Below are 23479 nucleotides of genomic sequence, written 5' to 3'. Positions count from 1 at the left end.
GTTAGTGCATCTTGAACATCTGTTCAAGGAAAATTATGAACAGATGTTCAAGTTACCGACGGGGTGCGAGCATCAAAGCGCGTTGATGGTGATGTTTTTGCGCATCTCAGGAAGCGTGGCTTTGAGAGTCTCGAGAGTGGGGCAAAGTGCTTCCACCTTGAGGGTGACCGCCGGCTTATTGAAGGTCCGAACCACGGTGTAGCCAAAGGCATCACCTGATGTATATGACACCGCCAGCATGTCAACATCACGGTTACCGGCTGCACTGTAACCCAGTGTTGCGTCCTTGGCGGAAGCGATGAGTTCAGTCTTGTTGGGGAAGAGGATGGTGAGGACCTTCAAGGTTGATGCCCTGTCGTCGCCAGGTGCGAGTTCGGAGGGCTGGTTTCGCACCTGAACCGTCCGTACCTTGCAGCGCGTGTTCTCGGAGCTGAAGGTCATCATGCCGTCTGCCGCCATGCGACTGTAGTCGCCTACCCAACCGGCGGTCGGGTCCGTCAGGGAGCTGGCGATGTCCGGGGTGTGCCCGCCGTTTTCATCCCCAAGAATCCTGTTGCCGTTGGCCCAGGTGAGATCTTCGGTGGCTGCATCGAGCCTTCCGCCAGGGCTGTCGCCGCCAGCCCCCGCTGCTTCCTTGGATGAGGCTGCTTCCTTGGGTGAGGCTGCTTCCGTGGGTGAGGCTGCGCCTTGGGCGGCGCTCTGCGAGGTGGTGGAGCTAGTCGGGGCAGTGGAGGAAGCCTCGGTGGTGGCCGGTGCGCCGATGCTGCAGCCTCCCAGCGCGGCAAGGACAAATGCGGACGAGAGCAGTGCAAAGAACGGTGTGCGGTATGGGCTTGGGGTCATCATCAGGATCCTAGGATGTTTGTTCTGGGCCGAGGTGGAAGCCAGCCTCGGCGTATATCTATCGACTGGATTAATTTACCAGTCGGCACACCGTGACATCACAGAAGCGAGGACCTTCCGGCTCCTCAACTTTGATTTCCGAGAATGCTTGCACCCATCCCTGCCCGCGGCTGCTACGAACTACTCTCATGAAAAAGCTCGGACTCCGGACCAAAGGCACTGAAACCATGGCGGCGCTGGCAGGCGTGGTCTCGGCCGCCGTCGTGCTGGCTATTGCCGAGCTGATCGGTGCATTCTTTACTGCCAGGGCAACCCCGGTGTTTGCCTTGGGATCCACCTTCATCGACTTCACGCCATCGTGGTTGAAGGACTTTGCGATCGCCACGTTCGGCACCAATGACAAGGCTGCGCTGTTCGTAGGCATGGGCCTGACGATCGCCGTGCTGGCCTGCGTGCTGGGAATAGTGGCTTATCGGAAGTGGGCCTTGGGTGTCCTCGGCGTGCTGTTCATGGGCGCAGTGATCGTGGCCTGCGTCCTGACCCGCGCCGGCGTGGGACCCGCCGACGCCATCCCCTCCGTTGTGGGAACCGTCTCCGGCCTCTTCGTCCTGCGCCGCCTCATGGTGCCGTTGTGGGGGGCGAAAGCGTGGCCGGAAGCCCCCGCTGACATAGCGGCTGACGCCGACAACCAGGCCGGGGGAGCCGGCACCAGCCGCCGTCGCTTCTTTGCTACCGCCGGGATCACTGCGGTGGTGGCGGGGATCGCGGCGACCGGTGGGCGGCTGTTGGGTGCTGCCCGCAACAACATAGCCCAGGCGCGGGATGCCCTCCGGTTGCCCACACCTGTCAGGGCTGCGCCCCCCGTGCCGGCGGGAGTCCAGTCCCCGGTCCCCGGAGTCTTGCCCTGGCTGACACCGAACAGTGAGTTCTACCGCATTGATACGGCCCTGAGCGTCCCGGAAATCAACATCAATGATTGGGAACTGCGAGTGCACGGAATGGTGGAGGAGGAAGTCACCCTCACCTTCCAGGACCTTCTCGACGCTGATCTGATCGAATCGCACGTCACCCTCACCTGCGTGTCAAACCCGGTGGGTGGAAAGCTGGCCGGAAACGCCAAGTGGCTGGGCCTGCCCATCCGCGAAGTCCTGGCCAGAGCCAAACCGAAGGAAGGCGCGGACATGGTGCTCTCCACATCCATCGACGGCTTCAGCGCATCTACTCCGTTGGAGGTCCTCCAGGATGACCGCGATGCCATGCTGGCCATTGGCATGAACGGTGAGCCACTCCCGGTGGAGCACGGATACCCCGTTCGGATGGTGGTTCCGGGACTGTACGGATTCGTCTCCGCCACCAAGTGGGTGGTGGACCTGGAGGTGACCCGCTTCGCGGACAGCAAGGCTTACTGGACACAGCGTGGATGGTCAGAACGTGGCCCCATCAAGACCATGGCACGTGTGGACGTACCCAAGTCCTTCGCGAAGTTCCCGCCAGGCAAGGTCGCAGTGGGCGGCACAGCATGGGCCCAGACGCGGGGAATCACCAAGGTGGAAGTACAGATTGACGACGGCGAGTGGGTGGAGGCAACCCTTTCGACCGAAGCTTCCACCATCACCTGGCGCCAGTGGTCTTACGAATGGGACGCCACACCCGGCATTCACTACGTCAAGGCCCGCGCCACCGATGGCACCGGCGAAGTCCAAACCGACAAGCGCGCCGACCCCGTACCTGACGGAGCCTCGGGCTGGCCGTCGGTGATGGTCACCGTGGAGTAACCGAAAATAAGTGTGAAGGGTGTGGCCGGCCCGGGGGGTTTGGGCCGGCCACACTATCTACTTGGTGTAGTAGACATCACGCTCTGCTGACGCGTCATGGGGGGACAGTCAACAGTGCGCCGTGAAGACCATCCTGGCAGGCACGTCTCCTGGCCGGACTGGTCGTGGCTACCCGATAGCAGCACGCAGGGGGTAGCCTCACACCATTCAAGTGCAGCGGTCATCCAAAACGTGACGCCAATTTTCACCAGAAGTTAAAAGCGGCCGGTCATGGTGAGGCTAAGACGCGAAAGCGATCTGCTCTGTGCGCGCAATACCGCGCTCGATGGCTGCCTTGTCTATGCCCAAAAGAGTGGTGAGCCACATGCCGTTCTGCACCACCACGATGTCGGCTGCCCGGTCACTGCATTCATCAGGGGAAAGCCCCGGAACGGCATTCCCAATCAGGGCCGCAAGCCCTTGGAGATACCTATCAAAGGCTGCGGCATTGATTCGCGCAAAGTCCTCATCCGCTTGGGCGAGAGCCCACAGGTGGAGGCGGAGGGACAGGTATGGTGTGGTCAGGAGCCCAGGGTCGGCAACGCGCCGAAGCGACTCCCGGAGTTGCTCGTCCGGGGTTGAAGTGGGCACCGGCTCCACCAGCAGGAGGTCGTGCTCTTCAATCTGGCGGAGCACCGCGCGGATCAGACTCGATTTGTCTTCGTAGTAGTAGTTCACAAGCCCAAGCGCGACGCCGGCTTCACGCGCCACAGCGCGCATGTTGATACCCGAAATGCCGTGACGGGACAATAGCTCCAGAGCTGCTTCGAGAATGCGTGTCTGCCTGTCAGCCTGTTCCCCGGACTTCACGGTGCTTGTACCCATTCGGCCAGACTATTGCCTAACCGGGATCAGCGCATCCTGGCCGCCTAGAGGTTCGTTTCCGCGTAAACCCGCAGCGCGTCCCGAACAAACGTTGCCCCTGATTCTCCGCCGTAATTGGCCGCGAACCGCGGATCAGCCACGTACATTTCGCCGAGTCCCGTGACGTAACCCTTGACGTCTCCGCCAGGTGCCGCCGTCGGGGTTCCCGGAATGCCGCGGAGCCACTCGACGTGACGCCGCGCCAGGTCCTGCGCCTCAGTGCTTTCCGCCGAAACCCCGGATTCCGCGGCAGAGATCCAGTCCGCGCCCAACTTTTGGGCGCGTTCCTTCCACTGTTGCTTTTCATCTGTGCTCATTCCGCGCCACCAGGAATCACTGGCGGCGTAGGCATCCTTGCCCCACCGCTCTTCCACCTCGTCCTTGTACTGAGTGTGGTCGAAGCCGTCAAACATGTCCTGTGCCATGTACTTTCCATCCCCTTTCATTGTGTCGATGGTCCGCCGAACGGAGGTGATCTGCCGGGTCAGCCTGTCCTGCTCCCGGGCGAGCCATTCCAGATGGCTGCTTAGCGCTTTGACGGTGTCCGTTTCGCGGTCAAGAACTTCGGCGATGGCCGGCAGGCCAAGCCCCAGTTCCCGTAGAAGCAGGATGCGCTGGAGCTGCACCAGAGCCGGACCGTCATAGTAGCGGTAGCCGTTATGGCCGGTCCGGCTTGGCTTGAGCAGCCCGATGTCGTCGTAGTGACGCAGCGTGCGGCTGGTTGTCCCTGCAATCTTGGCGATCTCCTGAATTGACCAGTCCATACGTCCTCCGTCCTGTGCTTGTTCTTCGACAGTAGAGGTTGACGTTACGTCAAGGTCAAGGGGATGGTGGCAAGCACTTAGTCGGCCAGGATCAGGTAGAGCGCCCGGCGCGTTTCGTCGAGCTTTTCGATGGCCGCCTGGCGCTGTTCGTCGGTAGCAGCCGCACGGAACTGATGGATGACACCCATGAGCTTGCCTACGCTTTGGTGGAACGCTGCGCCCGTTCCATCAGCCTCGGTGTTCCAGGCGTTGGCCAGTTCCTCTTCATGCTCGGCGACGTAAGCCTTGCCGTCGTCCGTGAGCGTGAACTCGGTGCGGCGACCCTCGCCAACAGCCACGATGAGTTCCTCATCCACCAGTTGCTGCAGCGTGGGGTATACCGAGCCGGGGCTGGGACGCCAGGCGCCGGACGTCTTCTCGGCGATGGTCTTGATCAGGCCGTAGCCGTTGGACGGAGCCTCAGCCAAGAGCGAGAGAATCGCTGCGCGGACATCGCCGCGATTGGCGCGGCGTGACCCGCCGGGACCGAAGCCCCTGGGCCCAAATCCGGGGCCGAAGCCGGGACCAAAACCGCCCGGGCCGAAGCCTGGACCAAATCCGCCTCCACCATGGCCGCCCGGTCCGCGCCGGCCCTTGCCTCGATTGAAGCGCCCTCGGCCGTGCCCGTGCTCGGGGTGTCCGTGACCATGCTCGGGAAAAGTGTTGTCGTGTTCGTTGATGCCTTTCATAACAGCATCGTCCTTTCGGTTGAATGGTTCGCCAAAGGAGTATCGGCGATAGTTAACGATATATCGGTAACTATCGAGACGTCAAGAGGTTTCTTAAAGCACGACGGCGGGTGGCAGCTTCCGTAGGGAAGCCGGCACCCGCCGTCGTGAATGGTCTAACGCGACGTAGCTATTTCCACCAGGTATCGAAGATGGTGACCGGAACGGTGCGCTTGTGACGCGTGCGCAGGTACTTCTGTTCCAGCAGCTCTGCCGCGTCCTCGGGAACGTCGCGGCCTTCAAGGTAGTCGTCGATGGTGTCGTAGGTGATACCGAGCTCGTCTTCGTCGGTACGGCCGGGCTTGTTGTCCAGGAGGTCGGCGGTGGGAACCTTCTCCCAAACCCGTGAGGGTGCGCCCAGCTCGGCCAGGAGTGCGCGGTTCTGGCGCTTGTTCAGGCCGAACAGCGGCAGGATGTCCGCGCCGCCGTCGCCGAACTTCGTGAAGAAGCCGGTGACGGACTCGGCGCCGTGGTCCGTTCCGATCACCAGGTAATTGTGTTCGCCGGCCAGTGCGTACTGGGCGATCATGCGTGCGCGTGCTTTGGTGTTGCCCTTATGGAAATCGGAGATCGGGGCGCCGGTGGTCTTCTCGAACTCCTCCTCGAAGCCGTCCACGGCTTGGGAGATGTTGTAGGTCCACTCGGTCTTGGCCTTGATGAAGTCGAGGGCTGCTTGGGCATCGTCTTCATCATGCTGGATGCCGTAGGGGAGGCGGACAGCGACAAAGTTTGCGTCCACGCCCTCGGCTTCCAATTCCTCAACGGCCAACTGGGCGAGGCGGCCGGCCAGCGAGGAATCTATGCCGCCGGAGATACCTAGGACGAATCCCTTGGTGTGCGTCGCCTTCAGGTAATCCTTCAGGAAACCGACGCGTTTGCGGACCTCCTCTGCGGGGTTGATCCGGGGCTGGACGCCCATTTCTTCAATGATCTTGGCCTGGAGTTCGCGCATGGTCCAACACTAGTCAGCATGGCTGTGGACGCTCAACCATATTGCCTACTTCCAGCCCACGTGTCAGCTAGTGGGAAGGCGCCGGACCTGTGGAGCCGCGCACGGTGAGGTGGGTGGGCATGACGGCCAGGCGTCTGCTGGATCCGGAGTTCAGCGGATCCAGTTGTGCCAGCAGCATGGACACGGCCACGCGTCCGGCCTGCTCAATCGGCGAGGCCATGGTGGTCAGGGGCGGGTTGCAAAAGTCGGCTCCGAAGATGTCATCGCAACCCACGATGCTCATGTCTTCAGGAACGCGGATGCCGCGCTCGCGGAGTCGCTGCAGCATCCCGATGGCCAGGAGGTCGTTGAAGACGATGCAGGCCGTGGCTCCGGTCCGCACGGCCGCGTCAGCTGCTGCCGCCCCGGAGGTTGTCTTGGGGGTAAAGGGTCCCACTCTTGACGTGGTGATTCCGCGTTCGCGGCTTTCGTCTTCAAAGGTCTTCCACCGTTTGGCGTTGGACCAGGATGACGCCGGCCCGCCGACGTAGCAAATCTTTCCGTGACCCAGGGACGTGAGGTGTTCCAGGGCTTGGACAACTGCGGCGGGGGTATCGATCACCACTGCGGGCGCGTTGGAAGAGGACCGGTTGATGGTCACGATCGCTTGTGATGATGCTGCCTCGAGTATTTGTGCGTCGGTGAGGCGGGATGCGGCGAGGATGAATCCGTCCGCAGTCCGTTGCATCTTTCGGAGGGTGTCTGCTTCCATTTCGGCCGACTCCTCGGTGTCTACGAGCAGCTGCGTGTATCCGGCCGCTTTGAGCTGGTTTTGGGTCCCCCGGATGATGTCGAAGTAGAACGGGTTGGTGACGTCGGGGACCAGGAGTGCGATGGCATTGGTGCGTCCGGAACTCAGTCCGCGGGCCTGTGAGCTGGGGACGTAGTTGAGCTCCGCCGCCACTTTTTCGATCCGTTCGCGGGTCACGCGGTTCACCCGGTCCGGGTTGGACAATGCCCGCGAGACGGTTGATGTGGCCACGCCGGCCCGTTCTGCAACGTCACGGATGGTGGGGGCAGTTGCCCTTGCGCTTGTCTCTCCCATGGAAAGATTGCAACACTCTTGGCAACTTTTGGCAAACGCTTGCCGCTTGGATTGCCAACTCCCTAGACTCGACAACGAAGCCCCTGTGACGCACGCCACCACCACCTGCGGGCTTGGTAATCAAGGAGGAAACAATGAAGTTTGCACCATCAGCAAAGCTGGCCGCCGTTTTGGCAACGGCCGCCCTGGCTTTGACCGCCTGCGGGGGAAGCGGCAGCAGTTCGGACAGCACCGGAGGTGCCGTGGACGGCGCCGGGAAGAAGTTGAGCGTCCTCACCGGGGTCAACAACCAATACCCCGAGCAGCAGAAGGAATGGTTCAAGGACATTGCCGCCAAGTTCAAGGCAAAGACTGGCGCGGACGTTGAATTTGAAACTTTCGCGTCTGCCAACGACGAACTAACCCGAATTCAAACGTCAGTGGTTTCCGGCCAGGGCCCGGACGTTTACAGCCTGGGCACAACCTTTACCCCCACGGCCTACGCCACAAAAGCATTCGTGACTCTCTCCGAAGACGACTGGAAAAAGGTTGGAGGAAAGGACCGCTTCAACCAGGCCGCCTTAGGCATTTCCGGCCCGGACGCCGATCACATGGCCGGCATTCCGTTCGTCAGCCGCCCGTTCGTCATGGCGTACAACAAGGACCTCCTTGCCGCCGCGGGCATCGAGAAGCCGGCAACAACGTGGGACGAACTCGCTGAACAGGCCAAAAAGATGACCAATGCCGGCGCCGGGACTTATGGCCTCGCCACCGGGTACAAGGACAACTTCGACCCGTGGAAGTTCATTTGGGCCATGTCCGTTCAAGCCGGAAACCCGCTGGTGGACGGAGACAAGCTCAAGATGGACGATCCCACCGTCAAGAAAGCTTACGAGACTTACTTCGGTTGGCTCACCAAGGACAAAGTAGTGGATCCCGCCGCCATCGGTTGGAGCAACAGCAACGCCGTAGCGGCGTTCGCTTCGGGCAAAGCCGGCTACTTGATGATGACTACCTCCAGCTCCGTCCCCACGTTGGACAAATCAGCTATAGCCGGCAAGTACGCCTACTCCGTCATGCCCACTACAGCGCCGGGTGAAACGGCTCCGAAGGGCGACGGCGACAAAGCTGCCAGCATCCTCTCCGGTGACAACGTTGTGGTTGCCGACTACTCGCAGCAAAAGGACTTGGCCTTCGCTTACATCGAGCTCATCACATCCAAAGACGAGCAGCTGAACTACCAGAAGATCTTCGGCGAACTCCCTGCCAATGCGGAGGCACTCGCCGCCCTGACCGACCCGAAACTCCAGCCAATCGCCGACGCCGCAGGCAAGTCCAAGGCAACACCGTTCACCGGTGCCTGGGGCGACATCCAGCTCGGCCTCCTGAACGTCACCGTCCAGTCCATCCCGGACCTGGCCAACGGTTCCGTGGATAACTCGGCTCTGGAGTCACGGCTCAAGGAGGCACAGTCCAAGGGGCAAGCCTCCCTCGACCGGGCCGCGAAGTCCTAGGCAGGATCTCCCATGTCCACTGATTCCTTCAGGGAAATGAAGGCCGCAACGGGTCCGGCTGCCGAAGGGCAGCCGGGCCGGATCGGCACAATGTCCGACGCCGGTACGTCACCGGTGGCAGGCGCAGGAACCAGTCAGCCTGCCGGACGCGGCAAGAAACCCGTCCGCCGCAAGGGATTGAGCGAGCGGAACCGTCCACTGTGGATGCTGATCCCCGGCGGACTCCTGATGTTCGTCATCATTGTGATTCCGCTGTTCCTGGGCATCTACATGTCGGCCCTCAACCTGGACCAGTACACCCTGCGCAAGTGGGTGAGCGCACCCTTTATAGGAATCGACAACTTTGTAGAGGCACTGACCGATTCGCCGCTGCTCCATTCGGTGTGGCTGAGTGTCAGCTATTCGCTGATCGCCATGGTGATCACTTTGCCGTTGGGCATCGCTGCCGCCGTGGCCACGCAGAACGCCTTCAAGGGCCGGGCGCTGGTTCGCTCCATCTTCCTGATCCCCTACGTCCTTCCATCCTTCGTGGTGGCCACTGTGTGGCGGACCATGTTCCAGCCGGACGGTGTAGTGGATTCGGCGCTGGGCGTGTTCGGTATGGATGGCGGGCTGTGGCTCAACGGGCCGCAGACCTATTGGACGCTCATCCTGGTCCAGATCTGGGCTTCCTGGCCGTTCATCTACCTGCTGGCTTTGTCCGGTCTGCAGTCCGTAGACCATGAGGTCCACGAAGCCTCGGCCCTGGACGGTGCGCTGTGGTGGAACAAGCTGCGGTATGTCATCTTCCCGTATCTCAAGGGACCGCTCGCGCTGGCTTTCCTGATCGGCATGCTGCATCACATCAATAACTTCACGCTCCCGTTCGTGCTGTTCGGCGTGCCGGCCCCGGCCGACGTCGAAGTGCTTCCGATCCTCACCTACGTCACCAGCTTCCAGAGCTTCCGCTTCGGCCTCAGCGCCGCCATGGCTTTTGTGTCCTTGGTGCTGATCGCCATTCCGCTGTTTATCTACCTGCGCGCCGTCAAACTTGACGACGCCGAGACGCCGGGAGGCAAGAAGTGAGCGCATCAACCACCTCCGTCCGCGGCACCGCCCGCCGGGGTTCGGCCGGGACCACGTTCCGGCCCGGCTCCAAACGGCAGCATGAAGTGACCCGCCTCCTGCCCGGCCCCATGCTGGCGATCATCCTGACGGTCCTGAGCGCCATTGTGCTGATCCCGGTCGCCTACATTTTCCTGGCATCGGTGAATTCTGACATCGGCGTAGCCAACGGCGAATTCTGGCCATCCACGTTCTCGCTGGAGAACTACACCAAGATCTGGTCAAGCGTTGGCTTGGCCAAGGGCTTGGCCAACAGCGTGCTCGTGGCCGGAGCCACCGCCGTGGTGTCAGCGGCCATGTCCGTTTCCATCGCGTATGTCCTGGTCAGGTACCAGTTCCGCGGACGGCTAACCATTCTGCGGAGCCTCCTGGCGTTGCAGTCAGTCCCTGGCACGCTGATGGTCCTGCCCGTGTTCGTTCTCTTCTCATCAGCCGCGAGCTACCTGGGTGTCCAGGTCATCGGAACCCAGTGGGGCCTCTTCATCACCTACCTGACGTTCGCGATGCCGTTCTCAACATGGGTGATGGTCACCTATCTGCGCGGCTTGCCCCGGGAACTGGAAGAGGCTGCAAGGATCGACGGCGCCAGCAACCTCGGCGTCCTGGTCCGCATCATCCTGCCCCTTAGCTGGCCTGGAATCGTGGTCTCGGGAATCTTCGCGTTCCTGCTCGGCTGGAACGATGTCCTCTTTGCCTCCGTGATGACCCGGCCGGACAGCCAAACGGCTGCTGTGGCACTGCAGATCTTCGGGGCTTCGCAGGAAGGCGGCGCCATCCCGCTGTACGGCCAGATGATGGCGGCGTCGCTCGTCTGCGCCGCACCAGTAGTGATTCTCTACCTGATTTTCCAACGTTACCTAGTGGGCGGTCTCACCGCCGGAGGAGTCAAATAGCAATGACCGGTTCAGCAACAGTTGAGTGGACGCTCTCGGGCTTCGGAGACGAAATCGACGACGACCCGGTACTGCAGATCGCAGTGCTCCAAGCCTTGGGCGCGAACCACATCGAGGTCCGCAGCGCGTGGGGAACCAACATCGTGGACCTCGCACCGGAACAATTGGCAGAGCTGAAGAATCTCCTGGACAAGGCGGGCATGGGAGTCTCTGCCATCGCGTCGCCCATCGGCAAGGTTGATGTCACACTTCCCGTGGAACACGAGGTGGAGCGCCTTCGGCGTGCCGCCAACGCGGCCCAGGTCCTGGGGGCCCGCTACATCCGCATCTTCTCCTTCTACTACGGCGAGGGCATCGCGGTGGACAGCATCCGCGATGACGTCATTGAGCGGATGCGTGCCTTGGCAGGAGTGGCCGAAGAGACCGGAGTTGTGCTCCTTCACGAAAATGAAAAGGACATCTTCGGAGACACCCCCGATCGCGTGCTGGACATTATCGAATCCGTGGCTTCACCGGCGCTGAAAGTGGCCTGGGATCCGGCCAACTTCGTTCAGGTGGGTGTCAAGCCGTTCGACGAAGGCTACGCCAAGCTCCGTCCCCACCTCGAGTACCTGCAGGTCAAGGACGCACGGTTCGCGGACGGCGTCGTCGTCCCTGCCGGTGAAGGCGACGGCGATCTCCTTCGCACGGTGGAGGCGTTGAAAGCCGATGGCTTCGTAGGATTCGCGAGCCTGGAGCCCCACTTGGCCGGCGCACACGGCCTGGGCGGCTTCTCAGGCCCAACCGCATTCGGGATGGCAGCCCGTGCCTTTGCCAAAGTCGTGACCGAAGCAGGAGTTGAAACCAAGTGAGCAAGCAAACCCCCACTGCTGTCCTCAACGTTGCCATCACCGGATGCGGAACCATCGGACGCACCCACGCGGCATCCGTCGGGGAGATCGCCGACCTTCGCGTCACCGCGCTGGTAGATGAAATTGCCGAAGCCGCCGAGGGACTGGCCCAGCACATCGAGGACAACGGCGCCGCCCGCCCGGCCACTTTCCGAAGCCTGGCTGAAGCGTTCGCCGGCGCCGACGTCGACCTCGTCATCATCGCTACCCCCAGCGGACTGCACATCCAGCAAGCCCTGGAGGTGCTTGATGCCGGCAAACACGTGGTCATCGAAAAGCCACTGGACGTGAACCTGGACCGCGCGGCTGAGATCCTCGCGGCTGCCAAAACGGCGGAAGCCAAAGGACTCGTTGCGAGCGTCATCAGCCAGCACCGTTTCGATCCCGCGAGCATCGTGGTGGACGAGGCCCGCCGTGCCGGGCGCTTTGGGCGCCTCACGTCCGCCATCGCCTCCGTGAGCTGGTACCGCAGCCAGGGCTACTACGATTCCGGCGCTTGGCGTGGAACGTGGGCAATGGACGGTGGGGGAGCTGTGATGAACCAGGGCGTCCACACCGTGGATCTGTTGCTGTGGTTCCTTGGCCGTCCGCTGGAAATCAGCGCCAAGACCGCTCTTTTGGCGCACACGGATGTTGAGGTGGAAGACACCGCCGTTGCCACCGTCACCTTCGAATCCGGTGCCCTTGCCGTTCTGCACGCAACCACCGCCGCCTACCCGGGCCTCACAGTCCGGCTGCAGGTCATGGGCAGCAAGGGCTCTGCCGTGATCGACAACGACCACCTCGAGTACTTCCATGCAGCCGCCTCGGACGAAGAGACCCAAAGCGGACCCATGGGCCTCCCGGGCGCAAGCAACCAAGCCGAGTCCGAACTCGCCAGGTTCGCTGAACCGGCCACCCGGACCAACCTGGATCCCACCCTCTACCCGGCCGGGCACATTCGCCAGTACCGCGATGTTGTGGAGGCCATCCGGACCGGGCGGCCCGCCGGCGTCACCATCAAGGACGCAGTCACGGCACTCGCCACCGTGCGTGCGCTGTATGTCTCGGCCACGTTGGGCCACCCGGTCCTCATCGCCGACGTCACTGCAGGCAAATACAACGATGTCCAGGTACGGACCGGCAATGGACGGCTTGAGGAGGTCACGGCATGAAGTTTTCTGTTTTCACGGCATCGACGCCGGAATGGACTCCCCAGGAAGCAGTCACGGAACTGTCAGCCCAAGGATGGCACGGCATCGAATGGCGGGTCACGGACCAGGCCGACGCCCCGGAACCGGGCTTCTGGGCAGGGAACAAGGCCACGTGGCCCCTGACCGGACTTGAGGAATCACTCCCGGACATCGCACGGATCACCGCCGACGCCGGCCTGGAGTACTCAGGCCTGGGCGGCTACGCCCGATGCGACAACCACGACGACGTCGATCGCGTCCTCGCGGCAACCGCCGAGTTGGGTGCCAGGCAAGTCCGCGTCAATGTCCTTCCGCTGGGCAACTCCACTATGGGTGGCCAGGAACCGACGGGCCTGTCCTACCCGGAGTTGTTCGCCGCGACGCGGGAGCACTATGAGTGGGTGTCCAGCCGTGCGGCCCACCACGGTGTTAAAGCCCTGGTGGAACTGCACCATGGAACGGTGACCGCATCGGCGTCGTCCGCCAGGCGCCTCCTCGATGGCCTCGATCCGCAGCACGTCGGCGTCATCCACGACCTCGGAAACCTCCTGATCGAAGGCTGGGAGTCGCCGCTGCCCGCGCTGCAACTGCTGGGCCCCTACCTTGCCCACGTCCACGTGAAGAACGCACGATGGGTCCTCACGGACCAGCGCGATCCTGCCGGCGGTGCCGTCTGGGCCAGCGAATGGGCGCCCCTCGAAGCAGGAATTGGAAACGTAGTGACCTACTTCAAGGCGCTCGCCGACGCGGGCTACGACGATTGGGTGACCGTGGAGGACTTCTCCACTGAGGTTCCCCTCGCCGAGCGGACGGCCGGAAACCTGGACTTCCTGCGCCGCGCCGCATCCCTCGCCGGACTTGCCGTTGCCGGTAACGCCGACTCCGTCTCGAAAGGCTGAGCCATGTCCCTCGCCACCCATCCCGACCGCCTGCTGCCGGCCGATCCCGGCACCCGCGGCATCGCCCGCGAACTGCTGCAGCGCGTTCAGGACCTGCCCATCATTTCGCCGCATGGCCACGTGGACGCAGCAGTCATCGAGCAGAACACCCCGTTCCCCGATCCTGCTGCCCTGCTGGTCACTCCGGACCACTACGTCACACGCCTCATCCATGCCTCGGGAATCAGCATGGACAAACTCCAGCCAGGCAACGCCACACCCCGAGAAATCTGGCGGCATTTCTGCGCGGCATGGCCACTGTTCGACGGCACTGCGTCCGGGTACTGGCTGCGAACCCAATTCGAGTCAGTTTTCGGCTGGCGCGGTGAACTGAGCGCGGAGAAGGCCGATGCCAGCTTCGATTCCATCTCGGCCAAACTCGCGGAACCAGGATTCCGTCCACGCGAGCTGTTCAAGGATTTCAACATCGAAGTCCTTGCCACCACTGATGACCCCCTGGACAACCTGGAGAGCCACCGTGCGCTCGCCGAGGATCCCTCGTTCCACAGCCGGGTGCTGCCCACGTTCCGTCCGGACGCTTACATCAACATCGCGCATCCGCAGTGGGCCGCCAACGTAGAGCGGATCATCTCCGAGGCGTCTGACGGCGGCAGCGGCTACCGGGGGTACCTCACCGCGTTGGAGAATCGCCGCCGGTACTTCGTGGACCATGGAGCGGTGTCCGCTGACCACGGAGTCAGGACGCCTGCGACCCTGAAACTGGAGGAGGCCGACGCGGAAGCTTTGTTCGAGAAAGCCCGTTCCGGCCAGGCGACAGCCCATGACCGCGACGTGTTCGAAGCCCACATGATGTACCAGATGGCCAGGATGTCCGTGGAAGACGGCTTGGTCATGACCATCCACCCAGGCTCGTACCGCAACCATCATCAGCCCACGTTCGAGGAATTCGGGGCAGACACCGGCCACGACATCCCCGTCGCCACCAATTACACCGAGTCCATCCGTCCCCTGTTGCAGGATTTCGGTACTGCCAAGAACTTCCATCTGGTCCTTTTCACCCTTGACGAGACTGTTTTCTCACGGGAACTTGCACCGCTGGCAGGCTTCTACCCCGCGGTCTACATCGGTGCGCCGTGGTGGTTCCTGGACGCCCCGGATGCCATGCTCCGGTTCCGTTCGGCGGTGACGGAAACCGCGGGTTTCTCCCGGTCCTCTGGTTTCATCGACGACACTCGAGCCTTCTGCTCCATCCCCGCACGCCATGACGCCTCGCGCAGGATTGAGGCCTCGTTCCTCGCCCGGCTGGTAGCCGAGCACCGCATCAGCGAGGACCGCGCGCACGAGCTGATTGTCGACGTCGTGGACTCCTCACCGCGAAGGGTCTTCAAGCTATGACCGGGGACCAGGGGCTTCCCCGGCTCAACCGCGGGAGCCGGCCCAAGCCGCCCATCCGCATCGTCCATCTCGGCTTGGGTGCCTTTCACCGCTCCCACCAGGCGTGGTACACGCAGCACGCGGGCGACGCAGCGGAATGGGGGATTGCGGCGTTCACCGGCCGCCGTCCGGATGCTGCCGATGTCCTTGCCGAACAGGACGGCGTGTTCACGGTGGTGGAACGCTCGGGCCTCGGCGACTCCTTTGAAGTAGTGGGCAGCATTGTGGAGGCCGTTGATGGCTCCGACGTCGGACGGTTAACCGAGCTTGTGGCCGCACCTACTACGGCTGTCGTTACGTTGACCATCACCGAATCTGCCTATGCGGCGGATATAGCAGGCAGCGCTGAAGGTTCGACGCCGTTGGCTCGCTTGGTGACGGCCCTCGCCGCCCGCAGGGACGCCGAAAGCGGGCCGATCGCCGTCGTAAGTTGTGACAATCTTGCGGAGAACGGCGACGTGGCGAGGCAAGCTGTTGGCGCTTTGGCGCGTGCCAGGGACGGCGGCCTGGCCGCGTGGATCGACGCCAATGTCAGCTTCGTCAGCACCTCGGTGGACCGCATCACGCCGCGGACAACGCAGGCGGACCTCGACGTCGTTGCGGCCTCCTGCGGCTACCGGGACCTGGCAGCAGTGGTCACCGAGCCGTTCCACAACTGGATCCTCAGCGGGGACTTCCCGGCCGGCCGGCCCCGCTGGGAGGACGCCGGGGCGGTGTTCGTGGACCACATTGAACCGTTTGAGAATCGGAAGCTCTGGTTGCTCAATGGCTCGCATTCGATCCTGGCGTACGCCGGATTGCTCCGCGGGCACGCGACCGTAGCCGAGGCGTTGTCCGATGACGTGTGCAGGGGAGCTGTGGAAGCGTTCTGGGACGAGGCATCCCGGCACCTGTCCGGCGACGAATTGCAGATACCAAAGTACCGGAAGGCCTTGTTGGAACGTTTCGGAAACTCCCGGATCGCCCACCACCTGATCCAGATCGCCATGGACGGAACCACCAAGCTGCGGATGCGCGCCGTGCCGGTCCTCGCTGCCGAACGCAGCGCGGGCCGCTCCGGAGATGGCGCGGCCCGGATGATCGCTGCCTGGCTCGCGTACGTGTCCTCCACCACCGAGCTCCAGGACCCGCTGGCCGCCGACATCCAGGACGCAAAAACGCTCGACGGCGAACACCGCACCGCTGCCTTGGTGGCGCTCATCAGCACTGAGCTGGCGAACGACGCTGCCACTGTTTCGCAAATCCACGGGCAGCTGGATTCGTTTGCCGCCACTACTTCGCACGCATAGACCCACCGGAAGGACTCCCTCACCATGAAAATCATTGCCGCTGAAGTCTTTGTGACCAGCCCGTCCCGCAACTTCGTCACCCTGCGCATCACCACCGAGGATGGTGTGACGGGCATTGGTGACGCGACACTCAACGGCCGTGAACTCGCCGTCGCCGCGTACCTCAAAGAGCACGTCGCTCAGCTGCTGATCGGCAAGGATCCGCACCGGATCGAGGACACCTGGCAGTTCCTGTACCGCAGCTCGTACTGGCGCCGCGGCCCCGTGACCATGGCCGCGATCGCCGCCGTCGACATGGCGTTGTGGGACATCAAGGGCAAGGTGGCCGGCATGCCGGTCTACCAGTTGCTGGGCGGCGCTTCCCGCAACGGGCTGCGGGCTTACGGCCACGCGTCCGGAGCGGACATTCCGTCGCTGTTCGACTCAGTGCGTGAGCACCTGGAGCTGGGCTACAAGTCCATCCGCATCCAGACCGCCGTTCCCGGCATTAAGGCCGTCTATGGCGTTGCCGCGCAGGCTCAAGCCTCGGGTGAACGGTATGACTACGAGCCCGCCGGCCGCGGCAACTTCCCCTTGGAAGAGGACTGGGACACCCGCGCCTACCTGCGCCACCTGCCCACCGTCTTCGAAGCAGTTCGCAACGAGTTCGGTCCGGAAATCCCGCTGCTGCACGACGGTCACCACCGCATGACCCCCATTCAGGCCGCCAAGCTTGGCAAGGCGCTTGAACCGTACGACCTCTTCTGGCTTGAGGACTGCACCCCGGCCGAGAACCAGGAAGGCCTGCGCCTGGTCCGCCAGCACACCACCACCCCGTTGGCCATCGGAGAAATCTTCAATACCGTGTGGGACTACCAGACCCTCATCAAGGAACAGCTGATCGACTACGTCCGTGCAGCGTCCACCCACTTCGGCGGCATTTCCCCGTTGAAGAAGGTCATGGACTTCGCAGCCCAGTATCAGATCAAATCCGGCTTCCACGGCCCCACGGACATCTCCCCGGTGGGCTTCGCCGCCCAGCTGCACGTGGGCCTGGCCATCCACAACTACGGCATCCAGGAATACATGCAGCACTCGGACAAGACCAACGAGGTCTTCCAGCAGTCCATGACCTTCAAGGACGGCTACCTGCACCCGGGCGACAACCCGGGCATCGGCGTCGAATTCAACGAAGAAGCCGCCGCGGCCTTCCCGTACCAGCAGGCGTACCTGCCGTACAACCGCCTCGTGGACGGCACTGTTCATGATTGGTAAGGCGCAACCCCTCCACCACATCGTGGTGATGGGCGTGGCCGGCTGCGGCAAAAGCACCGTCGGTGCCGCCCTCGCCGAGCGCCTGGGTGCTGAATTTCTCGACGGCGATTCGCTGCACCCGCAGGCGAACATCGACAAGATGGCCTCCGGTACTCCGCTGAACGACGACGACCGCGCGCCTTGGCTGGCCGAAATCGGAAGGCGATTCCCGGCGTCGAGCACTGCTCTTGTCATCGCGTGCAGCGCGCTCAAGCGCTCCTACCGGGACATCATCCGCAGCGCTGATCCGTCTGTGGTGTTCGTGCACCTGCACGGGACCCGCGAGTTGCTGAACGCGCGCATGACAGCCCGGCCCGGACACTTCATGCCTGCCTCGCTGCTGGATTCGCAACTGGCAACCCTGGAGCCGTTGCAGTCCGACGAAGTCGGGATCGTCGTGGACATCTCCAAGCCAGTGGAGGACATGGTGAACCAAGTAGCTGTGGCCCTCACTGGAGCCCTGCTCTAGGCCCTGGTCCTCGAAGCCCGGTACCGCCCACAAGGCAGTGCCGGGCTTTTCCTTGTCTTCACGCATTAAGGCCGCCAATTGTGAACGCTAACAACGTTTCAAGTCAATAGTCTCGGCTGCTGTTCGAGGCTGCAATCATTTCGTGATCCACGGCACTTGACCGACGGTATTGTTAGCGTTCACAATGGCATTCGCACCACCTTTCGTGGCATGTGGCACCCAGCTGGCCGCAGATCACAAAACGCTTCACCGCCGGACGCGCAGATGCTCCGGCCGCATCAGAGTTCGCGGCAATGCTGCCGCGGAAGGAGAGCATCGTGAGATTGAAGAAACTCCTGGGCGCCGTAGCGGTTGTCCTAACCTTGACTGTCGGAGCCACGGGCTGCGGTAGCCGCGGGGGCACGGCCGAGTCCACCAGCAGTGCAAATCCCAGCGATTCACTGGTTGGCATCTCGATGCCCACCCAGACGTCCGAGCGCTGGATCGCTGACGGAGCCAACGTTGAGAAGTCCCTGAAGGACCTTGGCTACAAAACGGACCTCCAGTTCGCCAACGATGACATTCCCACGCAGGTTTCCCAGATTGAGAACATGCTGACGAAGGGTGCCAAGGCGCTCATCATTGCAGCGATTGATGGCACCACGCTGACCGACGTCCTGGCCAAGGCCAAGGAACAGAACGTCAAGGTCATCGCCTACGACCGCCTCATCAATGGAACGCCGAACGTGGACTACTACACCACGTTCGACAACTACACCGTGGGTGTCCAGCAGGCCACGTCGCTGCTGACGGGTCTGGGACTCGTTGATGCCAGCGGCAAGAAGGTAGAGGGCAAGGGCCCGTTCAACGTCGAATTGTTCGCGGGCAGCCCGGACGACAACAACGCCAACTTCTTCTGGACCGGCGCAATGGATACCCTCAAGCCGTACCTGGATGCAGGCACCTTGAAGGTCCCCAGCGGCCAGACCAAGTTCGAGCAGGCAGCCATCCTCCGCTGGCAGGCACCCGTTGCCCAGAAGCGCATGGAAGACATCCTCACCTCCGCTTACAGCTCCGGCACCAAGCTCGACGGCGTGCTGTCCCCGTATGACGGCCTGTCCATCGGCATCATTTCCGCTCTGACCAGCACTGGCGGCTACTCCACCGGCAAGCTCCCTGTAGTGACCGGCCAGGACGCCGAAAAGGGTTCCGTGAAGTCCATCATCGCCGGCGAGCAGTACTCCACCATCTTCAAGGACACCCGCCAGCTCGGCGCCCAGGCCGTGAAGATGGTAGACGCCGTACTCAAGGGCAGTGAGCCCGAAACCAACGACACCAAGACCTACAACAACAAGGTCAAGGTTGTTCCGGCATACCTTCTGAAGTCCGTCATCATCACCAAGGACAACTACAAGAAGGAACTCATTGACTCGGGCTACTACACCGAGGCCGACGTCAAGTAACCACCTCCCCAATCTGTGGCCCCACCGCCCTGTGTTGCAGCGCGCAGTGTGGCGGGGCCACAGCATCCCCAGAGCCTGTCGAGCCCTCGACCCGGCCCAGTTTCAACCAGTCAGCGGGAATTGACGATGAACGTACCCATTCTTCAAATGCGAGGAATCACCAAGACCTTCCCCGGTGTAAAAGCCCTTCAGGACGTCACCCTGGACGTCAACCGAGGTGAGGTTCACGCCATTTGTGGTGAGAACGGAGCCGGGAAATCCACCCTCATGAAGGTGTTGTCCGGCGTCTACGCGCACAACACCTTCGACGGCGACATTCTGTTCGAGAATGAACCCTGCGAATTTTCCAGCATCACGGACAGCGAGAAGCGCGGCATCGTGATCATCCACCAGGAACTGGCCCTGAGCCCGTACCTGTCGATTGCCGAGAACATCTACCTGGGCAATGAGCTTGCCAGGAACGGCTGGGTGGACTGGCGGAAGACCAACCTGGAAGCCGCCAAACTGCTGGCCCGGGTGGGTCTCAGCGAGAATCCCGTAACGCCCATCCAGCACATCAGTGTGGGCAAGCAGCAGTTGGTGGAGATCGCGAAGGCGCTCTCCAAGGAGGTGAAGCTGCTCATCCTCGATGAGCCCACGGCGGCGCTGAACGACGAAGACTCGGACCACCTGCTGGACCTCATCCTGCACCTCAAGGGCCAGGGCGTCACCAGCATCATCATCAGCCACAAACTCAACGAGATCCGCAAAGTGGCCGACGCCGTCACCATCATCCGCGATGGCAAGTCCATTGAGACCCTGCGTTTGGACCAGGGACAGATCACCCAGGAACGCATCATCCGCGGCATGGTGGGCCGCGATCTTGAAAGCCTGTATCCGGACCGGACGCCCAACATCGGCGAGGAAGTCCTCCGGATCGAGGACTGGACCGTCCAGCACCCGCAGGACCATTCACGGACCGTAGTGAACAACGCCAGCCTGAACGTGTGCAAGGGTGAAGTGGTAGGCCTTGCCGGGCTCATGGGTGCCGGCCGGACCGAGCTGGCCATGAGCGTCTTCGGCCGCACGTACGGACGGGCGGTTTCGGGCAAGGTCTACAAGTACGGCCAGGAAATCAACACGTCCACGGTTTCCGACGCAATCGACCATGGAATTGCCTACGCCACCGAAGACCGCAAGCACTACGGCCTGAACCTGATCGAGGACATCAAGCGGAACGTCTCCATGGCAGCACTGAACAAGCTGGCCAAACGAGGCTGGGTGGACGGCAACAAAGAGACCACTGTTGCCAACCATTACCGGAAGAGCATGAACATCAAGGCTCCCTCCGTTGCCGCCATCACCGGCAAGCTCTCGGGCGGAAACCAGCAAAAGGTGGTGCTGAGCAAATGGATGTTCTCGGACCCCGACGTGCTGATCCTGGACGAGCCAACCCGGGGAATCGACGTCGGCGCCAAGTATGAGATTTACACGATCATTGCGGAGCTCGCAGCGGCGGGGAAAGCCGTCATTGTGATCTCCTCTGAGCTTCCGGAGCTCCTGGGCATTTGCGACAGGATCTACACGCTGTCCGCGGGCCACATCACCGGCGAAGTCCCCATCGCCGAAGCCACCCAGGAAACCCTCATGCACTTCATGACTCAAGAGAAGGAATAGCGAACATGTCCGCCCTACGAGAATCCCTTGGCTTCCTCACAAGCCGCCTTCGCCAGGTTGGCATCTTCGTCGCCCTGATCCTGATCGTCATCCTCTTCCAGGTCCTGACCGACGGCATCCTGCTCCAGCCGCAGAACGTCACCAACCTGGTAGTCCAGAACAGTTACATCCTGATCCTCGCCATCGGCATGGTGATGGTCATCATCGCCGGGCACATCGACCTCTCCGTTGGCTCCATCGCAGGCTTCATCGGCGCCGTGGCGGGCGTGATGATCGTGCACTGGGGCTGGGCTTGGTGGCTCGCCATCCCCGCCTGCCTCCTGGTGGGTGCGCTGGTGGGTGCGTGGCAAGGCTACTGGATTGCCTATGTGGGCATCCCCGCCTTCATCGTCACCCTCGCAGGCATGTTGATCTTCCGCGGCCTGACCCTCATCACCCTGAAGAACCAGCAGATCACCCCGTTCCCGAACGAGTTGCGCGCCCTCGGTGGCGGCTTCCTGCCCGACATCTCCGGCGGCACCTCCGTGCTGGAATGGCTGACGGTCATCCTCGGCGTGGGCGGCACGGCTGCCATTCTGTTCCAAGCCATCAAGGAACGCCGGGTTCGCCGCAAGTTCAACCTGGAGAATGAACCGATGGCCTGGTTTGCCGTCAAGAACGGGTTCATCGCCGTCCTGATGCTCATCATCACGTTCCTCCTGGCCAGCTACCGTGGCACCCCGATTGTCCTGATCGTCCTGGCTGTCCTGGTGATCGTCTACTCGGCACTGATGAACAACAGCATCTTCGGACGCCACACGTACGCGATCGGCGGCAACCTCCACGCAGCCGAACTTTCGGGCATCAAGACCAAAAAGGTCACCTTCCGCCTCTTCGTCAACATGGGTGTCCTCGCCGCCTTGGCCGGGCTGGTCTTTACGGCTCGCTTGAACTCCGCACAGCCCGCAGGCGGTACCGGCTTCGAACTCGACTCCATCGCTGCGGCCTTCATCGGTGGTGCGGCAGTCCAGGGCGGCATCGGCACGGTGGCCGGCGCCATGATCGGCGGCCTGATCATGGGCGTCCTCAACAACGGCATGTCCATCCTTGGCCTGGGCACCGATTACCAGCAGCTCATCAAGGGCCTGGTGCTTCTGCTCGCCGTCGGCTTCGACATCTTCAACAAGAACCGCACCGGATCCGGTGGGGGTTCGTCCGTCGGCCGCCGGTTCAAGTGGAAGACCACGCCGCCGGCAACTGAAACGTCCACCCCAGCGAAGCCAGAGCCCGTCGTCGTTGACGCGAAATAGTCGCTGATGTCCACAGGGGGAGTGTCCCGGCCCCGGGTAACGCCCGGGGCCGGGACGGACACACCGGCACGGCCTCCCGTCATGGGAGACGTGGCAAAGATGGCAGGAGTCTCGCACCAAACCGTTTCCCGCGTCCTGAACAACCATCCGAACGTCAGTCACCAGACCAAGCAGCGCGTGGAATCGGCCATTGAAGTACTGGGCTACCGCCGCAACACCGCGGCCCGCAGCTTGGTCACCCGGCGGTCCCGGACCATCGGCGTGCTTGCCTGCGAGACGGGCCAGTTTGGACCCGCGAACACCCTTCTGGGCGTGGAGCAAGCCGGCCGGGAAGCAGGGTACTTCGTCAGCATTGCCAACCTCCGCGAAGTGACCGACCACAGTGTCAACGATGCCATGGCGCATTTCCGGAACCAGTCCGTTGACGGGATCGTCATCCTGGTTCCACACCCGGATGTTCTTGCCGTCCTGCGCGATGTTTCCTTTCCCGTGCCGATCGTGGCTGTCGGGGCCGGCGCGGGCAACCAGTTGACCGGTGCCTCCCTGAATCAGCGAATGGGCGCCCGCCTGGCTGTGGACCATCTGATCGGCTTGGGGCACCGGCGGATTGCACACATCTCGGGACCACCGCACTGGATCGACGCCGCCGAGCGCATCAAGGGATGGCAGGAATCACTGAAAACAGCCGGGCTGAGCGCCGATGTCCTGTTGCGGGGTGGCTGGGATGCGGCCTCCGGTTACCGCGCCGGGCTTGAGCTCATACAGCGGCACACCGTCACGGCCGTGTTCGTCGCCAACGACCAAATGGCGGTGGGCGTGCTCCGCGCTGTCCAGGAAGCCGGCCTGCACGTGCCGGACGACATCAGCGTGGTGGGCTACGACGACCAGCCCGAGGCTGAATTCTTCATGCCGCCGCTGACCACCATCAAACAGGACTTTGAGGAACTCGGCCGCCGATGCATGGAAGCGGTGCTGCAACAGTTGGGCGGAGACGGAGGAACCGGCGATCAGATCGTCAATCCCCGCTTGGTGATCCGTGCCACCACGGCGGCCCCACTAAACTAGGAG

General features: G+C 62.5%; 21 protein-coding genes. 15 read left to right on the top strand and 6 right to left on the bottom strand.

Annotated elements, in window-relative coordinates:
• Positions 1–72: 72 nt before the first annotated feature.
• Positions 73–843: a hypothetical protein gene (locus J3A64_RS15670; RefSeq protein WP_286176359.1), complete on the bottom strand. Its 771-nt coding sequence runs from the start codon at positions 841–843 to the stop codon at positions 73–75.
• A gap of 188 nt (positions 844–1031) precedes the next feature.
• On the opposite strand from J3A64_RS15670, the gene J3A64_RS15665 reads away from it, so the two are divergent.
• Positions 1032–2618, top strand: a complete 1587-nt coding sequence (locus tag J3A64_RS15665; RefSeq protein WP_374100552.1) for a molybdopterin-dependent oxidoreductase — start codon at positions 1032–1034, stop codon at positions 2616–2618.
• A gap of 279 nt (positions 2619–2897) precedes the next feature.
• Here the strand turns inward: J3A64_RS15665 and J3A64_RS15660 are convergent, their stop codons facing one another.
• The 5 genes from J3A64_RS15660 to J3A64_RS15640 form a co-directional block, all read right to left on the bottom strand.
• Positions 2898–3482 carry a TetR/AcrR family transcriptional regulator gene (locus tag J3A64_RS15660; RefSeq protein WP_014920609.1) on the bottom strand — a complete coding sequence of 195 codons (585 nt, stop codon included), beginning with the start codon at positions 3480–3482 and terminating at the stop codon, positions 2898–2900.
• Positions 3483–3526: 44 nt separating this feature from the next.
• Complete coding sequence (locus J3A64_RS15655; RefSeq protein WP_210064793.1) at positions 3527–4285, bottom strand: MerR family transcriptional regulator; 759 nt, start codon at positions 4283–4285, stop codon at positions 3527–3529.
• 77 nt (positions 4286–4362) lie between these two features.
• Positions 4363–5013, bottom strand: a complete 651-nt coding sequence (locus J3A64_RS15650) for a PadR family transcriptional regulator (protein WP_011773274.1) — start codon at positions 5011–5013, stop codon at positions 4363–4365.
• Positions 5014–5182: 169 nt separating this feature from the next.
• Positions 5183–6004 carry an ammonia-dependent NAD(+) synthetase gene (gene nadE / locus J3A64_RS15645; protein ID WP_014920611.1) on the bottom strand — a complete coding sequence of 274 codons (822 nt, stop codon included), beginning with the start codon at positions 6002–6004 and terminating at the stop codon, positions 5183–5185.
• A 67-nt stretch (positions 6005–6071) separates the two neighbouring features.
• Positions 6072–7088, bottom strand: coding sequence for a LacI family DNA-binding transcriptional regulator (locus J3A64_RS15640; protein WP_011773276.1), 1017 nt, complete (start codon positions 7086–7088; stop codon positions 6072–6074).
• Positions 7089–7222: 134 nt separating this feature from the next.
• On the opposite strand from J3A64_RS15640, the gene J3A64_RS15635 reads away from it, so the two are divergent.
• The 14 genes from J3A64_RS15635 to J3A64_RS15570 all read left to right on the top strand — a co-directional run bounded on the left by J3A64_RS15635 (position 7223) and on the right by J3A64_RS15570 (position 23476).
• Positions 7223–8581 (top strand): ABC transporter substrate-binding protein, encoded by a 1359-nt coding sequence (locus J3A64_RS15635; RefSeq protein ID WP_210064792.1) that lies wholly within the window; start codon positions 7223–7225, stop codon positions 8579–8581.
• Between the two features lie 12 nt (positions 8582–8593).
• Positions 8594–9646, top strand: coding sequence for a carbohydrate ABC transporter permease (locus J3A64_RS15630; RefSeq protein ID WP_210064791.1), 1053 nt, complete (start codon positions 8594–8596; stop codon positions 9644–9646).
• Positions 9643–10578 carry a carbohydrate ABC transporter permease gene (locus J3A64_RS15625; RefSeq protein ID WP_142936848.1) on the top strand — a complete coding sequence of 312 codons (936 nt, stop codon included), beginning with the start codon at positions 9643–9645 and terminating at the stop codon, positions 10576–10578. The genes J3A64_RS15630 and J3A64_RS15625 overlap by 4 nt, the downstream gene beginning before the upstream one ends.
• 2 nt (positions 10579–10580) lie before the next feature.
• Positions 10581–11429 (top strand): sugar phosphate isomerase/epimerase, encoded by an 849-nt coding sequence (locus J3A64_RS15620; protein ID WP_210064790.1) that lies wholly within the window; start codon positions 10581–10583, stop codon positions 11427–11429.
• Positions 11426–12622 carry a Gfo/Idh/MocA family protein gene (locus J3A64_RS15615; RefSeq protein ID WP_011773281.1) on the top strand — a complete coding sequence of 399 codons (1197 nt, stop codon included), beginning with the start codon at positions 11426–11428 and terminating at the stop codon, positions 12620–12622. Before J3A64_RS15620 ends, J3A64_RS15615 begins: the two co-directional genes overlap by 4 nt.
• Positions 12619–13539, top strand: coding sequence for a sugar phosphate isomerase/epimerase (locus tag J3A64_RS15610; RefSeq protein ID WP_210064789.1), 921 nt, complete (start codon positions 12619–12621; stop codon positions 13537–13539). Before J3A64_RS15615 ends, J3A64_RS15610 begins: the two co-directional genes overlap by 4 nt.
• Positions 13540–13542: 3 nt before the next feature.
• Positions 13543–14934: a glucuronate isomerase gene (gene uxaC / locus J3A64_RS15605; RefSeq protein ID WP_210064787.1), complete on the top strand. Its 1392-nt coding sequence runs from the start codon at positions 13543–13545 to the stop codon at positions 14932–14934.
• A complete protein-coding gene (locus tag J3A64_RS15600; RefSeq protein ID WP_210064786.1) occupies positions 14931–16262 on the top strand; it encodes a mannitol dehydrogenase family protein in 1332 nt (443 codons plus the stop codon). Before uxaC ends, J3A64_RS15600 begins: the two co-directional genes overlap by 4 nt.
• A gap of 24 nt (positions 16263–16286) precedes the next feature.
• Positions 16287–17516 carry a D-mannonate dehydratase ManD gene (manD, locus tag J3A64_RS15595; protein WP_011773285.1) on the top strand — a complete coding sequence of 410 codons (1230 nt, stop codon included), beginning with the start codon at positions 16287–16289 and terminating at the stop codon, positions 17514–17516.
• The gene (locus J3A64_RS15590) at positions 17506–18024 is read left to right on the top strand and encodes a gluconokinase (protein WP_286176358.1); all 519 of its coding nucleotides are present in this window, start codon (positions 17506–17508) and stop codon (positions 18022–18024) included. Before manD ends, J3A64_RS15590 begins: the two co-directional genes overlap by 11 nt.
• 293 nt (positions 18025–18317) lie before the next feature.
• Positions 18318–19466 carry a multiple monosaccharide ABC transporter substrate-binding protein gene (chvE, locus tag J3A64_RS15585; protein ID WP_014920620.1) on the top strand — a complete coding sequence of 383 codons (1149 nt, stop codon included), beginning with the start codon at positions 18318–18320 and terminating at the stop codon, positions 19464–19466.
• A 126-nt stretch (positions 19467–19592) separates the two neighbouring features.
• Complete coding sequence (gene mmsA, locus J3A64_RS15580; protein WP_210064785.1) at positions 19593–21122, top strand: multiple monosaccharide ABC transporter ATP-binding protein; 1530 nt, start codon at positions 19593–19595, stop codon at positions 21120–21122.
• 5 nt (positions 21123–21127) lie between these two features.
• Positions 21128–22411, top strand: coding sequence for a multiple monosaccharide ABC transporter permease (gene mmsB, locus J3A64_RS15575; protein ID WP_014920622.1), 1284 nt, complete (start codon positions 21128–21130; stop codon positions 22409–22411).
• Positions 22412–22492: 81 nt separating this feature from the next.
• Positions 22493–23476, top strand: a complete 984-nt coding sequence (locus tag J3A64_RS15570; protein ID WP_014920623.1) for a LacI family DNA-binding transcriptional regulator — start codon at positions 22493–22495, stop codon at positions 23474–23476.
• The last annotated feature ends 3 nt before the right edge of the window (positions 23477–23479 follow it).

The organism is Pseudarthrobacter sp. PvP004, from assembly GCF_017876035.1.
In the GTDB taxonomy this organism is placed as follows: Bacteria; Actinomycetota; Actinomycetes; order Actinomycetales; family Micrococcaceae; genus Arthrobacter; species Arthrobacter aurescens_A.
Note: the sequence above shows the minus strand (reverse complement) of the source record. Positions and strands in the feature narration are given on the sequence as shown.